The following is a 15,205-nucleotide window of genomic DNA, read 5'->3' on the forward strand; positions in this document are numbered from 1 at the left end:
AGGAAAATTAATGAATATTTTATATATTAACCATTATGCAGGTTCTCCTGAAATGGGAATGGAGTTTAGAACTTATTATTTGGCTAGTGAATGGGTTAAAATGGGTCACAATGTGACGATAATCGCAGGTGATTATTCTCACTTGAGAAGAAAAAATCCAGAAGTTTCAGAAAATTTTCAAACAGAAATTATTGATGGAATAAAATATATGTGGATTAAAACTGGAGAATACGATGGAAATGGTGTAAAAAGAGCCATGAGTATGTTCAGATTTGTATCAACATTAAGAAAAAACGCTAGAGATATTGTTGAAAATGAAAATCCTGATGTGGTAATTACTTCTTCGACTTATCCATTGGATACTTTTGCTGGTCAAAAAATGAAAAAAATAAAAAAAGATATCAAATTGGTACATGAGATTCACGATATGTGGCCAATAACATTGATAGAAGTAGGAAATATGCCCAAATATCATCCTTTTGTAGTGATGATGCAAATAGGAGAGAATTCTTTCTGCAAAAACTCAGATTATGTGTGTTCATTGCTTCCTGCAGCAAAAGATTATTTGATTAAGCATGGAATGAAAGCCGAAAAATTCTTCCACGTTCCAAATGGTATCGTAGAATCTGAATGGGAAAATTACGATAAAATTCCAGAAGATTATGTGAAGATTTTCGACAAAATCCACAGTGAGGGCAAGAAAGTTATATGCTTTTTTGGAAGTCACACAAAATCTTATTGTTTAGATAATTTGGCAAAAGCTTGTATTGATAATGATGATGTGGCAGCAGTGTTCATTGGTGGTGGAATTTACAAGAAAGAATTGATGGAAAAATACTCCAAATACGAAGATAGTATTTATTTCTTGGATTCTATATCGAAGACATCAATTCCAGATTTGTTCAATTACATTGATGCCACTTATGTTGCAGCGATGGATAATGATATGTTCAGATATGGCGTATGTATGAACAAATTATTTGACTCCATGATGGGTGCAAAACCTATTATCTATGCAATTAATGCTCCTAATAATTATATTGTAGATTATAATTGTGGGATAAATGTTGAGTCTGAAAACTTGAAAGAATTGAAAAAAGGAATTGAAAAGTTTGTGAATTTAGATGAAGAAACATTAAACCAAATGGGCAAAAACGGTAGAAAAGCAATTGAGGAGAATTTCACTTATCACAAATTAGCAGAAAAGTTTTTAAAAGGGCTGGAAAATTAAATGTTAGTCGGTTGTCAAAAGATAACCGGCTATTTTTGTGATATAATAAAGACTGATTAAAATCAAGGAGTGGTTATGTTTACATTAAGAGATTTCAAAAGTCCAGAAACATTGGATGAAGCTTATGAGTTATTGATGAAATCAAAAATGAATAAAATTTTGGGTGGATGTCATTTTCTTAAAGCAGGCAGTCGTTCTTACAATGTTGGGATTGATTTGTCAAAATTAGATTTAAATTACATAAAAGTTGAAGATGATGAAATAAAAATCGGAGCAACTACTACATATAGAGATTTGGAATACAATGATTTCTTAAAAGAATTTTGCGATGGAATTATTCCTAAATCTTTGAAAAAAATTGTGTCAACTCAACTAAGAAATACTGCACAAGTAGGTGCAAGTGTGTTTTCAAGATATGCATTTTCTGATTTTTTGCCTATTTTATTATTACTAGATGCAAAGGTTAGATTGTACAATAATGGTGTAATGAGTGTTGAAGAATTTTTGAATTCTGAGATAAAAAAAGATTTGTTAGTTGAAGTTATAATTCCTAACAAAGATATACATTGCACTCAAATTGTTCAAAGAATTTGCTGCAAGGATTTTCCAATTGCTATTGTAGCAGTTTCTAAAAAAGATGAGAAGTACAAGGTAGTATTTGGCGCGAGACCTCAAAAAGCAATGGTTATGAGAGATGTTTCTGATGAGATTAATTCTAATGGATTTGACAGGGAAAAAACATTGGAATTAATAGATGAATTTATTGGGTCAAATAACAAGGCGAAGAAAAAATACAGAATACTTTTATTTGTTGGATTATTGGGAAAAGCGTTAGGTGAATTGCAATGATTATAGAATTAAATGTTAACAATAAAAATCATATAGCTAGTGTTGATTGTGATACTACATTGTACAACGTTCTTCGCGATTTAGGATATAAATCGGTAAAGTGCGGTTGTACGACATCAAATTGTGGTTTATGCACTGTTTGGCTGGATGATGTTCCAGTACTTTCTTGTTCTATTTTAGCATTGAGATGTGAAGGCAAAAAGATTACAACTTTGGAGGGAATATCTGAAAGCCAAAGAAAATTCGGAGAACTTTTGACTGAAGAAGGCGGGGAACAATGTGGTTTTTGTTCACCAGGATTCATTATGAATGTTTTGAGTTTGAAGAAAACAATCAAAAATCCTACAGATGAAGAAATCGAAGATTATTTGATGGGAAATTTATGTAGATGTACAGGTTATGCATCTCAAATGAGAGCTATTAAGAAATATTTGGAGATTGACGATGAAGATAAATAAAGATTTCAAGAAAATAGATTCAAATTCATTAGTTACTGGTAAACCTGTCTACACAGAAGATTTGAAAGATCCTAATGCACTAATAATTAAGTTGATGAGAAGTCCTTATGCGAGATGCGAAATTTTAGAAATCGACAAATCAAAGGCAGAAGCGATGGATGGAATTGTTGCAGTGTACACTTATGAGGATGTTTTTGATAATAAATTTACTTTGGCAGGACAATCTTATCCAGAACCAAGTCCATACGATATGTCGATTTTATCAAAAAATATAAGATACATGAAAGAGCCTGTAGCAATCGTTGTTGGAGTTAACGAAAAAGTTTGTAATCAAGCTATGAAGAGAATCAAAGTAAAATACGATGTCAAAGAGCCACTACTTGATTACACGAAAGCTATCGATAACGAAATCGTAGTTCACGAAGAAGACGTGTTCTTTAATGGTCCAACGAAAGTTTTCGGTTACAATACGAGAAGAAATCTTGTTGGTGAAAAGAAAGAATCATGGGGAGAAGATATTGACAAGGTAATGAGTGAGTGTGATGTTGTATTGGAAGATACTTTTACAACAAAAGCACAAGCGCATTGTATGATGGAAACTTACAGATCGTATTGCTACATGGATCAATTCGATAGATTGTGTTGCATTTCATCTACACAAGTGCCATTTCACATCAAAAGACAATTATCCGTTGCTCTTGGAATTAGCGATTCAAGAATCAGAATTATAAAACCAAGAGTTGGTGGAGGATTTGGTGGAAAACAAACAAGTGTCACAGAAATTTATCCTGGATTTGTAACATTGAAGACAGGAAAGCCATCAATTCTTGTATTTGACAGGGAAGAAACTTTTGAAGCTTCAAATTCTCGTCACCAAATGAAAGTTAAAGTAAAAATTGGCGCAAAAAAAGATGGTACGATTGAAGCGTGTGATATTTATGCACTATCTGATCAAGGAGCTTATGGATATCACGCATTTACCACTTTGAATTTGGTTGGTAACAAAACTCTTCCGTTATACAGTAGAATGAGAGCCGCGAGATTTTTCGGACAAGTTGTCTACACTAATAAACTTCCTGGTGGAGCTTTCCGTGGTTACGGTGCAGTTCAAGGAACATTTGCACTAGAATCTATGGTAAACAAATTAGCCAAAGAATTAAACATGGATCCTGTCGAGCTTAGACTTAAAAACACTGTTCGAGAAGGAGAAAAAACTCTTGCTTACGGAATAGATGTCAAAAGTTGCAAATTAAATGAATGTATCGAAAAGGGAAGAGAAATGATTGAATGGGATAAATATTATCCGTTCAAAGAAGAAAAAGATAAAATAATTTCAGTTGGAATGGCAATCGCCCAACAAGGAAGTGGAATTCAAAATGTCGACACTTCTACTGTTGAGGTGAGATTAAACGAACAAGGCGACTATACATTATTGATGAGTCCTACAGATGTTGGACAAGGCACTGATTCTATCATGGTGAATTTGGCAAACGAAGTGTTGCAATGCGGAATGGACAATATAATTCCGATAATTGCAGATACTGATATAACTCCATACGATCCAGGTAGTTATGCATCAAGTGGTGTGTATATAACTGGTGGAGCAGTTGTTCGTGCTTGCGAAAATTTATTAAACAAAATCAAAAAACGTGTTGCAATGAGATTTGAAACTTCTGTTGAATGGTTAGAAATCAGAGATCAAGCAGTTTATTTGCAAAATAAGAAATTAATTGCAATTAAAGATTTGGCGAGAGATTTGTCAACTGGTCCAAATGGTATGCAATTAATCGGAGTAGGAAATTTCGATTCAAAAACATCACCACCACCATATATGGCAGGATTTGTAAAAATTAGTATTGACAAATTAACAGGAGAAATCAAAGTAGAAGATTATGCAGCAGTTGTCGATTGCGGAACTGTTATGAATACCAAATTAGCGACAGTTCAAGTCGAAGGTGGAATTGGTCAATCTATAGGATATGCCTTGTATGAAGATTCATTGTGGGATGATGAAGGAAGATTAAAAGAACATTCTTTTATTTCGTATAATTTGCCTTCTAGAAAAGACATCGGAAATATCCACGTTGATTTTTGTGAAAGTTATGAACCTACAGGTCCATTCGGCGCAAAATCAATTGGAGAAATAGTTTCAAACACACCTGCACCAGCTATTAATGGAGCGATATTGAATGCAATTAGTTGCACTTTTGATACTCTTCCAATAAAAGCTGAAGATGTTTTATTAAAAATGTATGAATAGATTTTAAGTCAGAGGTTTCTAGCCTCTGATTTTTTTGTGGAAAAATATTTAAAAAATTTAACAATACATATATATAACAATTGTGAAAAAAATTAGCATTATTTTTACAAAATATCAAACGATTTTCATTTGTAGTATTAGGGATATGTATTCTTGCGGTACGATAATTTTATTAAAAAAAATCGTAATAAATTTCAAAATTACTTAATAATGTCCATAGTGAATTAAATAAAATTTACAAAAGTTAAAATTAAATTTGAAAATTGTGCTCAATATACTATAATATATAACTATAAAATAAAAAGAGGTGTTTAGATGAAATTCGTAGCATTAGCAGTTACTTTAGTATTGTTTGCTTTATTGATGTTCATGGCTAAGAAGAAAATGAATTTTGGTACAAGAACAATTGTAGCTGCAATTTTAGGTATAATAGTAGGATTTATTTTTAAAGGAAACACAGAATATGTAAAAGTATTTGGATCTATCTATGCAAATTTATTATTTGCAATAGTAATTCCATTATTATTTACATCAATAGTTAGCACTGTAGTTTCTTTGGAAAGTATAGAAAAAATGAAAAAAATTGGAACAAAAACAATCGGTATATTGAGTTTACACAATGTCTTAGGTTCACTTGTAGGTTTGATTTTAGGGGTAGCATTCAAAATTGGACAAGGAAGTTCATTGACTTTGGCAGCTGATGCAAAAGCTAAGGAAGTTCCAACTTTTGCAGAAACTTTTGTAAATTTCTTCCCAGATAATGTTTTAGGAAATGCAGCAGAAGCAAAAGTTGTTCCTATAATTATTTTCTCTGTTCTTTTGGGATTGGCGATTTTACAATTAGAAGAAAGAGGAGAAGGAGAAAGAGCAAAACCATTTTTAAGTTTTATCGATTCAGCTGCGGCAGTGATTTTTAGATTTACCGGAATGATTATAGATTTTACTCCATACGCAGTATTGGCTTTGATGGCAAACGCGGTTAGTAGAACTGATATGGCTAGTATGATGCCATTGATAGTTGTGTTGATATTAACTTATGTTGCATCTATTTTCCACTCTTATATTACAACTAGTGCTCTTTTGGCGATATTTGCAAAAGTAAATCCAGTAAAATTCTTCAAAAAATTCTGGCCAGTTCAATTGATTGCATTCTCAACACAATCATCAGTTGGATGTATTCCAGCAAATACTGAAAATTTAAGAGACAAATTGGGTGTTTCTGAAAAGATAGCAACTTTTGTTGCTTCGACCGGTTCAACTGTTGGTATGCCAGGTTGTGCAGGATTCTGGCCTGTATTGTCAGCTATTTTGACAATTAATGTTATGGGAATTCATTATTCATTTGGACAATATGTGATGCTTGTATTAGTAGCATTAGCAGTGTCATTGGGTACTGTTGGAGTTCCAGGAACTGCAACAATTACTACTACAGCAGTATTCGCAGCAATGGGACTTCCCGTTGAAATGGTTGTATTGATGAGCCCTATTTCAATGCTTGCAGATATGGGTAGAACTGCTACAAATGTTACAGCAGCAGGTTCTTCAGCAGTTATAGTTGCAGCAAGCGAAGGCGAATTAGACAGGGAAGTTTTTAATTCATAATTTTTACAAGAAATTTTATAATACTACAACAAATTATAGACCTTTACACATTTATTGATTCGTATTATAATCAAATTAGTAAAAATTAGAAAGGATCGTTAATATGACAGAAAAAGCAAAATCTTTTTTTGAGTGGTTATTTGTAATAGGAATTGCGATTGTATTGGCATTACTGCTTAGAAATTTTGTTATTAGTACAACTCATGTTGAGGGAAATAGCATGAATCCTACAATTGAACAAGGAGATAGAATTTTCGTCAACAGAATGGGAATTTTCAAAAACAAATTAAAAAGAGGTAATATTATAGAACTTCACGCACCGGATAAGTCTGGTCGCGATTATATCAAAAGAATTGTAGCATTACCTGGAGATACTGTTGAATTAAAAAACAATAAAGTGTACGTTAATAATGAACAATTGAATGAAAATTATACTAGTAGTCAGACTACTCTTGTTTCTGGAGATAAAACAAAATGGGAATTAGGTGAAGATGAATATTTTGTATTGGGGGATAATAGACTTCCTCGAGAATCAAATGATAGCAGAATATTCGGACCGATAAACAAGAAAGACATAGTAGGAAGAGCTTTTTTGAGATATTTTCCATTTAATAAATTTGGTGTATTATAAGAAAAACTAATCTTGGACTTTCCAAGATTAGTTTTTTTAAATTTCTATTAATTTGAATTTTGTTGAATTGTTCCGCTTCTATATGCATCGATTAAACTTTCCAAATCTTCGATAAGCTCAAGGATTTCTTCTCCTTCATCTGTATCTTTTATGAGCATTCTTTTTGGAAATTCTTCTGTAATTGTAACTTCTGGCGTGTATGCACCATGAACTGATTCCATAACTTGAAAATTCTTATGCTTTGCTATTGCCAAGTGATGCGAGTTAAATGTCAATGTATAACCAGCAATTCCAGTTTTCTTTTGGTAGGCTTCGGAAATTCCACCATCAATTACATAAGTTTTGCCATTAGCAGACACTGGTTTTTCTCCGTTGATGCTTTTAACTGGGACATGGCCGTTAATTATGTGAGAAGTTTCAGGATTCATATTGAATTCTTCGAATATTTTGTCTGCGTATTTTTCAATTTTACTTAAACTGAAATAAGGATTACTTACTTCTTTTCTGACATCTTTGTCAGTGATGAAGAAGTTTTCAAATGTTGATATTTTGCTTTTTCCGAACATTGGTGATTTTGGACCACACCACATGTACCAGAAAAAGTCCAACGCAGTTTGTCTGTCAGGATCATTGTCATCCATGTTTCTTGCCGAATTAATAATTCCTTCAAAGAAATCCAAAAGCGATTTGCCGCTGTATGTGTTAGATTGATACGTAAATTCTTCAAAACTTCCGTCCTTGTTCATAGGAATACATCCATGAAAAAGTAAATTGCTGTTTGCTATTTTGTAAACAGAACCATAGGAGAATAAAAAGTCCATGTGTTCTTTTAATCTGTGACTTGTTCTGAATGATTTTGAAATGCATTCGACAACTTCTTGTTCACTTGGTGTTAACTCTAGAGGATTGTCAGGATCAACTGTAGGGAATTTTATATCCAAAAGCGCATGAGCTTTACCATTTGCATCCTTGTAAATTCCATTTTTAAAGTCGATTCTTTCTAGATATAATCTGTCCAACTGTTCGAATTCTGGATTTCTCTTAAAAAGTTGGTTCTCCAATTTGAATTGAATGATTGAAATAGCCTTGTGCATTCTTGCGGCATGTAGCAAATCCGTTTCTGAGTGTTTATTATCATCCAAGATTCTAACTTTGAATCTTTCGCAAGGATCGTCGTAGTATGATTCATCTGCCAAAGTAGACAATAATCTCAAATTAATTCCGTAGCCATCTTCCAAAGATTGAAAATTATTATAACTTATAGCATTTCTAACAACATTGCATGCATTTACATAACTTCCAAGATATGCACCAATCCATGTTACATCATGGTTTCCGTATTGAATATCCACATCTTTTTTTGCAATTAATGTATCCATAATAATGTCTGGCCTTTTTCCTCTGTCGAAAATATCTCCCACTATGTGAAGCCAGTCGATATTTAAATCCTGAATTAATTCACACAAAGTTATTATAAAATTTTCGCTAACTTCTATTTTAATGATACTATCCAAAAGTTGGTTAAAATATTCTTTTTTGTTTAAAGATTCATACTGAATGTTGAGCATTTCATCAATCAAATCTCTGTAATAAAAAGGAGTCTGGTTTCTGACTTTTTGTCTGGAATATTTGCTCGCAACTCGTTTTGCTATTCTTATTAAATAAAAAATGGTATCTCTAATCCATGTTTCCGTGTATTCATCGTTTTCCTTTGTTATATTGATAATCGTCTTAGGGTCGTAAATTAAATTGGCCAACTGATTTTTTCTTGATTCTGATAATTTGTCTTTGAATTCAAGATCAATTTTAATTCTAGTATTACCTGAAGCACTTTTTATAATTCTATTGAAGCTATCATATTGTCCGTGTAAATCTGATAAAAAGTACTCCGTGCCTTTTGGTAACACTGACAAAGAAGTCAAACTTATTATTTTATTAGCAGCTTGTTCAATCGTAGGAAATTCTTTTGCAAGTAATTTCAAATATTTTAAATTGTTCAATTTTCTACCTCCACAATACTATTATATATGAACATAGAAAAAAAGAAATAGTTTGCCTATTGAAAAATGATTATGCATTTGATATAATTATAGCGTAAAGATTTGTTAATTAACAAACAAAAATTTTTTACTTATTAACCCTACAACATTAGTAGGAAATAAAAAAAGGAGGTAACATAATGAGTAAAATAGTTTTAATTGGAGCTAACCATGCAGGTACAGCTTGTGCAAACACAATATTGGACAATTACAAAGATGAAGAATTAGTAATTTTTGATCAAAACTCCAATATTTCATTCTTAGGATGTGGAATGGCATTGTGGATTGGAAAACAAATTAAAGGCCCAGAAAAATTATTTTATTGTAGCAAAGAGGTTTTCGAACAAAAAGGCGCGACAGTTCATATGGAAACGAAAGTAGAAAACATCGACTACGACAAAAAAATTGTTTATGCAAAAGACAAAAACGGAAAAGAAATTCAAGAATCTTACGACAAATTAGTATTAGCTACAGGATCTCAACCAATTTTACCAAACATTGAAGGAATGGATTTGGAAAATGTTCAAAAAGTTAAAATTTTCCAAGATGCACAATCAGTTATTGACAAGATAAATCACGAAGAAATCAAAAAAGTTGTAGTAGTAGGAGCTGGCTACATAGGAACAGAACTTGCAGAAGCTTTCAAGAGATTAGGAAAAGAATCTACATTGATTGAACACGGAGATACGGTGTTAAGAGGCTATTACGATGATAAATTCTGCAAAAAAATGGAAGATAACCTAAGAGATCACGGTGTAAATTTAGTATTTAATGAAGAAGTTGTAAAATTAGAAGGAACTGATGGCAAAGTAAATAAGGTTATAACTGATAAAGGTGAATACGATTGTGACATGGTAATAATGTCTATAGGATTCAAACCAAACAGCTCACTTGCAAAAGATCATTTGAAATTAAACGATCATAAAGCAATAATCACTGACAAACATCAACAAACTTCTGATGAAAATGTATTTGCAGTTGGAGATTCAACAGTTATTTTCAACAACGCAACAGGAAAATTTGAATACGTTGCATTGGCTACAAATGCTGTAAGAAGTGGTATAGTAGCTGGTCACAATGTTTGTGGAACAAAATTAGAATCAAACGGTGTGCAAGGATCAAACGGAATTAAGATTTACGATTTGTGCATGGTATCAACAGGTTTAACAGTTAGAAATGCTGAAAAATTGGGAATGGAAGTTGAATACACTGATTTCACAGATTTACAAAAGCCACCATTTATGGAAGAAAACAACAAAGAAGTTACTATCAGAATTGTTTACGACAAAAATTCACGCGAAATAAAAGGTTGTCAAATAATGAGTGAATATGATATTTCAATGATGATTCACATGTTCAGCTTGGCAATTCAAGAACACGTTACAATCGACAAACTAGCTCTAACTGATATATTCTTCTTGCCACATTACAACCAACCATACAACTATGTAACTATGGCTGCTATTCAAGCATTATAACAAAAAATTAGCGACTACTTTTATAGTAGCCGCTTTTTTTATTTAGCCAAGAGCAACATCTAAAATCATCATTATGATAAATCCAATTATAATTCCGTAAGTCGCTTGGCGTTCGTATCCATTGCTATGAGTTTCTGGAATAATTTCGTCGCTAATTACAAAAAGCATCGCACCTCCTGCGAAAGCCAAAATAAATCCTAGAATAGGTGAGAACCAAGTTACAAGTCCGTAACCTAAAAAAGCTCCGACAGGTTCTACTAATCCTGTAAATAATGCTATTAAAAAAGCTTTTTTCACAGTATAATTTTCTCTGACCAAAGCCAAAGCAACCGCCAAACCTTCAGGCATATTTTGTAAACCAATTCCTATTGCGATAGGAAGACCGTGTGCTATTGAATTTCCACCAAAGCCAACTCCAGTTGCCATACCTTCTGGGAAATTGTGAATTGTAATTGCAATTACAAATAGCCATATTTTTTTCAAAGAATCTGAAGGATTTCCTTCAACTCTTTTATCCAATAAATGTTCGTGTGGAGAGTATTTGTCGATTAAATCTAAAAATACAGCTCCTGCTAAAATTCCAAGTGACGAGATTAAAACTCCTCTAAAACCTCCACCGTTTTCTTCGATACTAGGTAAAATTAATGAAAAACAAGTTGCAGAAAGCATAACCCCTGCAGCAGCCCCTAAAAATACATCTAACTTACCTTGATTAACATTTCTAGTGAAAAAAACGGGAATTGCACCGACTCCAGTAAGAAGTCCAGGCAATATCAACCCTAACATAGTCAATAAAAATGGGTCAATATTTTTTATCATAAAAATCCCCCTTTAAAAATAAAATTTCTATTACTATTTTACTATGAATTCAAGATTTATCAAATATGGTATAATATAAAAAGATTTAATTGTGTTTAAATTATATTAAAATTGAAAAAAATTACTCGTTGTTTAACAATGAAACCGAGGTACTTATGCAAGCTATTTATAGAAAATATAGGCCGGATACTTTCGACAAAGTTTACGGGCAAAAACATATAACTGATATTTTAAAAAATCAAATCGAAACGAAAAATATTTCACATGCATACATTTTTTCAGGATCAAGAGGAACTGGTAAAACAAGTTGTGCGAAAATTTTTGCGAGAGCTATTAACTGCTTGGATTTACAAAATGGAAATCCTTGTAACAAATGCGAAAATTGTCAGAGTTCGTTGGAAGAATCAACATTAGATATCGTTGAAATGGATGCTGCTAGTAACAGAAGAATTGATGATATAAGAGAACTACGTGATAAAGTAATTTATCCACCTACAAAACTCAAATATAAAGTCTATATTATAGACGAAGCTCACATGATTACTAATGAAGGATTTAATGCATTACTTAAAATCATGGAAGAACCACCAAAACATTTGGTGTTCATTTTAGCCACGACTGAAATCGACAAGATTCCACAAACTATTTTATCAAGATGTCAACGTTACGAATTCAAAATGATAAATTCTAAGGATATTTCGGATAATATCAAATACATTTTGAACGATTTGAATAGAAAAATGGACGACGATGCGATTGAGCTCATTGCAAATAAAGCGGATGGAGCAATGAGAGATGCATTATCTATTTTGGATCAAGTTTTAAGCATTGAAAAAGAAAATATAACAAAACAAGATATAAATGATATACTTGGTATTGTTGACAATAAAGGAATCTTCAAACTTGTTAATAGCATAATAAAAAAAGATGCTACAGATGTTTTGGGTAATTTGTACACAATATCACATAACAAACCTGTCGAAAATGTTATGGATGAGTTGTTGAATCATTTTAGAAACTTGTTGCTATCAAAAAATGGACTTGAAAAAATTAGACAGAATAACACCCAATACAATGATGATTATAATGCACAATCTGAATTAATCACTAATAGGCAAATAGTAGAAAGCATGTCGATCATAATTGAGCATCAGAAAAAATTAAAACAGGCGGATAATCAAAAAGCTCTTCTTGAAATTTTGGTTATGCGACTTATAGATTACATCGATTATGATGATTTGATTGCTAGAGTGAATACGTTGGAAGATAAGCTCAATAATATTGAACAAAATGGAATTAAAATCAATTCTACAAAAGAACTATCAGAATTTGACGAGAAAATCGATAAAAAAATAGAAATTTCACAAAAATCTTCAAAAAAAGAAGCAAAACAAGATGAATTATCTGATAAAAATGATATAATAAAGATTGATGAAAAAATCGACGATAAGGTAGAAGAAGTTGTCGAAAATGAGGATTCATTTGGAAAACTAAGAGAAGTTTTAAGAGAATTCGACAAAATTCCTAAAGAATTAGCTGATGATATCAATGCTAGTTTGGAAAATGATAGACTGATTTTGAAGACTAATCAGTTGTATTTGTATACTTTGCTTCCTCACAAAAAAGTTATTGAACAGTTGCTTAAACCACATTACGATTTCAAGGTTTTAGATTTACAAATTGATAATGAGAAAGAGGAAAAAGGAAACGAAAGCGTTAAAAAATTACAGAATTTGTTTGGAAAAAATGTCCAAATAATTGAAAAATAGGAGGAATTATGGGAAATAAATTTAGAGGCGGAATGCCTGGCATGGGAAACATGGGAAACATGATGAAACAAATGCAAAAAATGCAAAGACAAATGGAAGAAACTCAAAAAAGATTAGAAGAAACTGAAGTTACTGCAACTAGTGGTGGTGGAGCTATTGAAGTTGTAGCAAACGGAAAAAAAGAAATAGTTTCTATTAAAATAGATGAAGATTTGGTAAAAGACGGCGATGTTGAAATGCTTCAAGACATGGTTATGGTTGCAGTTAATGATGCAATTAAAAAAGTATTGGACATGAGTGAGTCTGAACTTGGTAAAATCACTGGAGGAATCAATATTCCAGGATTCTAAATAAGGGGGAATAATTTTGTCACTATACCCTAAAGCAATGGACGAATTGATTAAAAATTTGTCCAATTTGCCAACCATTGGCAGAAAAAGTGCGAGAAGATTAGCTTATAGAATTATAGACATGGATCCTAAAAAAGTCGATGAGCTTGTAGAAAGCATTGTAAATGTGAAGACTAACATTAGACCATGTGCTAATTGTGGAAATCTTACTGATAAAAAATTATGTGATATTTGTTCCGATCAAAAAAGAGATAACAGTGTGATAACTGTCGTTGAAGATTCAATGAATGTAATTTCAATTGAAAAAACTGGAGAATACAACGGGAAATATCACGTTTTAGGAGGATTATTATCTCCAAGAGATAATATAGCTCCACAAGATTTGAATTTGGAAAATTTGTTTTTGAGATGCAAAAAAGATTATGTAAAGGAAGTTATCCTAGCATTATCACCAACAACTAACGGAGATTTAACAACTAACTTCATCATAGAAGTTCTTAAAAATGAAGAATATAACGTAAAAGTTTCCAGAATTGCGATGGGAGTACCATTGGGAGCTAATTTGGAATATTATGACGAAATGAGCTTGTACAAAGCTATTTTGGATAGAAGAGAAATAAAATAATCATAATCTGCAAATCTTGTAGATTATGATTTCTTACGTTTAAATGTTTGTAATAAAAATGGAATGGAGGAAAATTTAATGGATTCAAATAGAATTAAAGAAGCAATCAAATTTTCGACTCCAATTATGTTGGGATATATTCCTATTGCAATGGCTTTTGGATTGTTGTGCAAAGGTCAAAACATTAGCATGTTGGATTCGACTTTGTTTTCTTTTGTTTTCTATTCTGGAGCAGCGCAATTCATGGCAGTTGAATTGTTAGGTGCAGGAGTGGGTATGTTTTCTATCGTGCTGTCGGTATTTTTATTGAATTTAAGACTGTTCATAATGTCGACTTCTTTGGGAATTCATACAGAAAACGTAAATCCCAAAGCTCTTCCTGCTGTTGGATTTATGTTGACAGATGAAGCATTTTCGGTGATGAGTTTTAACAAAGATAAACTTAACACAGAATTTGCGTTGGCAGTTGAATTTGGACCTTATTTGGCGTGGGGAATATTTACACCGGTTGGATATTTAATAGGACAATTAATGCCAAAATCAGTCCAAACATCACTTGAAGTCGGACTTACTGCGATGTTTATCGCACTTGTAGTACCATCGATTAAGAAAAGCTCAAACGGTTTGGTGGTTAGTTTAATTGGTGTAATAACTTATGCAATTATTTTTTATTTGAAATTTATACCATCTGGATGGGATATAATCTTAGCAATTTTATTATCATCATACATCGGATTGAAAGTAATTATGAAAAGAGGTCAAAATGTATAATATAATTTTAATTTTATTATGTAGCTTAGTTACAGCTGTTCCTAAGATAATACCTCTTAAATATTTAAAAGGAAAACAACTTTCTAGACAAACTGCTGAATTTTTAAACATAATACCATATACATCATTAAGTATTATGGTTATAAGAGGGATTCTAACAGCTTCAAGTGAAATGTTAATTCCTACAATTGTAGCTTCAATCGTAGCGATTATTATAGCTTATTTGAAAGAAAATGTTGGACTAACAATTATATTAGCAGTTCTAACAGCATTTGTTTGTTTGAAATTTTTCTAAAAAAATACCTTCTGTAGCTTAAATTCAA

General features: G+C 32.0%; 14 protein-coding genes. 12 read left to right on the plus strand and 2 right to left on the minus strand.

All coding sequences use genetic code 11. The annotated features are described in order from the left end of the window. The first annotated feature begins 10 nt into the window (after nucleotides 1–10). From FMG_RS02655 to lepB, 6 genes are all read left to right on the plus strand, one after another. A complete protein-coding gene (locus FMG_RS02655; protein ID WP_012290449.1) occupies nucleotides 11–1,231 on the plus strand; it encodes a glycosyltransferase family 4 protein in 1,221 nt (406 codons plus the stop codon). A 75-nt stretch (nucleotides 1,232–1,306) separates the two neighbouring features. Continuing rightward, entirely contained in the window at nucleotides 1,307–2,080 is a 774-nt protein-coding gene (locus tag FMG_RS02660) for an FAD binding domain-containing protein (protein WP_012290450.1), read from the plus strand. Beyond that, nucleotides 2,077–2,538 carry a (2Fe-2S)-binding protein gene (locus tag FMG_RS02665; protein ID WP_002835357.1) on the plus strand — a complete coding sequence of 154 codons (462 nt, stop codon included), beginning with the start codon at nucleotides 2,077–2,079 and terminating at the stop codon, nucleotides 2,536–2,538. The genes FMG_RS02660 and FMG_RS02665 overlap by 4 nt, the downstream gene beginning before the upstream one ends. Next, nucleotides 2,525–4,798 carry a xanthine dehydrogenase family protein molybdopterin-binding subunit gene (locus tag FMG_RS02670; RefSeq protein ID WP_012290451.1) on the plus strand — a complete coding sequence of 758 codons (2,274 nt, stop codon included), beginning with the start codon at nucleotides 2,525–2,527 and terminating at the stop codon, nucleotides 4,796–4,798. The genes FMG_RS02665 and FMG_RS02670 overlap by 14 nt, the downstream gene beginning before the upstream one ends. Nucleotides 4,799–5,113: 315 nt before the next feature. Continuing rightward, on the plus strand, nucleotides 5,114–6,400 hold the full coding sequence (locus FMG_RS02675) for a dicarboxylate/amino acid:cation symporter (RefSeq protein WP_012290452.1): 1,287 nt from the start codon (nucleotides 5,114–5,116) through the stop codon (nucleotides 6,398–6,400). A 103-nt stretch (nucleotides 6,401–6,503) separates the two neighbouring features. After that, a complete protein-coding gene (gene lepB / locus FMG_RS02680; RefSeq protein WP_002838654.1) occupies nucleotides 6,504–7,031 on the plus strand; it encodes a signal peptidase I in 528 nt (175 codons plus the stop codon). A 47-nt stretch (nucleotides 7,032–7,078) separates the two neighbouring features. Here lepB and FMG_RS02685 read toward each other — a convergent pair whose 3' ends face one another. Beyond that, nucleotides 7,079–9,031 (minus strand): fructose-1,6-bisphosphatase, encoded by a 1,953-nt coding sequence (locus FMG_RS02685; protein ID WP_012290453.1) that lies wholly within the window; start codon nucleotides 9,029–9,031, stop codon nucleotides 7,079–7,081. A 179-nt stretch (nucleotides 9,032–9,210) separates the two neighbouring features. On the opposite strand from FMG_RS02685, the gene nox reads away from it, so the two are divergent. After that, complete coding sequence (gene nox, locus FMG_RS02690) at nucleotides 9,211–10,548, plus strand: H2O-forming NADH oxidase (protein ID WP_012290454.1); 1,338 nt, start codon at nucleotides 9,211–9,213, stop codon at nucleotides 10,546–10,548. A gap of 42 nt (nucleotides 10,549–10,590) precedes the next feature. On the opposite strand, the gene FMG_RS02695 is transcribed toward nox, so the two are convergent. Next, the gene (locus FMG_RS02695) at nucleotides 10,591–11,367 is read right to left on the minus strand and encodes a ZIP family metal transporter (protein WP_002838593.1); all 777 of its coding nucleotides are present in this window, start codon (nucleotides 11,365–11,367) and stop codon (nucleotides 10,591–10,593) included. Nucleotides 11,368–11,522: 155 nt separating this feature from the next. Between FMG_RS02695 and dnaX the strand changes: the two genes are divergently transcribed. From dnaX to FMG_RS02720, 5 genes are all read left to right on the plus strand, one after another. After that, nucleotides 11,523–13,136 carry a DNA polymerase III subunit gamma/tau gene (gene dnaX, locus FMG_RS02700; protein WP_012290455.1) on the plus strand — a complete coding sequence of 538 codons (1,614 nt, stop codon included), beginning with the start codon at nucleotides 11,523–11,525 and terminating at the stop codon, nucleotides 13,134–13,136. Between the two features lie 8 nt (nucleotides 13,137–13,144). Further along, nucleotides 13,145–13,486 carry a YbaB/EbfC family nucleoid-associated protein gene (locus FMG_RS02705; protein WP_002838638.1) on the plus strand — a complete coding sequence of 114 codons (342 nt, stop codon included), beginning with the start codon at nucleotides 13,145–13,147 and terminating at the stop codon, nucleotides 13,484–13,486. Between the two features lie 16 nt (nucleotides 13,487–13,502). Further along, a complete protein-coding gene (recR, locus tag FMG_RS02710) occupies nucleotides 13,503–14,111 on the plus strand; it encodes a recombination mediator RecR (RefSeq protein WP_002835347.1) in 609 nt (202 codons plus the stop codon). A 78-nt stretch (nucleotides 14,112–14,189) separates the two neighbouring features. Then, nucleotides 14,190–14,882, plus strand: coding sequence for an AzlC family ABC transporter permease (locus FMG_RS02715; protein ID WP_012290456.1), 693 nt, complete (start codon nucleotides 14,190–14,192; stop codon nucleotides 14,880–14,882). Then, nucleotides 14,875–15,177: an AzlD domain-containing protein gene (locus tag FMG_RS02720; RefSeq protein ID WP_002838595.1), complete on the plus strand. Its 303-nt coding sequence runs from the start codon at nucleotides 14,875–14,877 to the stop codon at nucleotides 15,175–15,177. Before FMG_RS02715 ends, FMG_RS02720 begins: the two co-directional genes overlap by 8 nt. The last annotated feature ends 28 nt before the right edge of the window (nucleotides 15,178–15,205 follow it).

The sequence above is a fragment of the Finegoldia magna ATCC 29328 genome, assembly GCF_000010185.1.
GTDB lineage: Bacteria > Bacillota > Clostridia > Tissierellales > Peptoniphilaceae > Finegoldia > Finegoldia magna_H.

Excerpts from the sequence above, each read along its gene's own strand:
- FMG_RS02655 (WP_012290449.1), top strand. The coding sequence starts at position 11 with ATGAATATTTTATATATTAACCATTATGCAGGTTCTCCTGAAATGGGA.
- FMG_RS02660 (WP_012290450.1), top strand. The coding sequence starts at position 1,307 with ATGTTTACATTAAGAGATTTCAAAAGTCCAGAAACATTGGATGAAGCT.
- FMG_RS02665 (WP_002835357.1), top strand. The coding sequence starts at position 2,077 with ATGATTATAGAATTAAATGTTAACAATAAAAATCATATAGCTAGTGTT.
- FMG_RS02670 (WP_012290451.1), top strand. The coding sequence starts at position 2,525 with ATGAAGATAAATAAAGATTTCAAGAAAATAGATTCAAATTCATTAGTT.
- FMG_RS02675 (WP_012290452.1), top strand. The coding sequence starts at position 5,114 with ATGAAATTCGTAGCATTAGCAGTTACTTTAGTATTGTTTGCTTTATTG.
- lepB (WP_002838654.1), top strand. The coding sequence starts at position 6,504 with ATGACAGAAAAAGCAAAATCTTTTTTTGAGTGGTTATTTGTAATAGGA.
- nox (WP_012290454.1), top strand. The coding sequence starts at position 9,211 with ATGAGTAAAATAGTTTTAATTGGAGCTAACCATGCAGGTACAGCTTGT.
- FMG_RS02695 (WP_002838593.1), bottom strand. The coding sequence starts at position 11,367 with ATGATAAAAAATATTGACCCATTTTTATTGACTATGTTAGGGTTGATA.
- dnaX (WP_012290455.1), top strand. The coding sequence starts at position 11,523 with ATGCAAGCTATTTATAGAAAATATAGGCCGGATACTTTCGACAAAGTT.
- FMG_RS02705 (WP_002838638.1), top strand. The coding sequence starts at position 13,145 with ATGGGAAATAAATTTAGAGGCGGAATGCCTGGCATGGGAAACATGGGA.
- FMG_RS02715 (WP_012290456.1), top strand. The coding sequence starts at position 14,190 with ATGGATTCAAATAGAATTAAAGAAGCAATCAAATTTTCGACTCCAATT.
- FMG_RS02720 (WP_002838595.1), top strand. The coding sequence starts at position 14,875 with ATGTATAATATAATTTTAATTTTATTATGTAGCTTAGTTACAGCTGTT.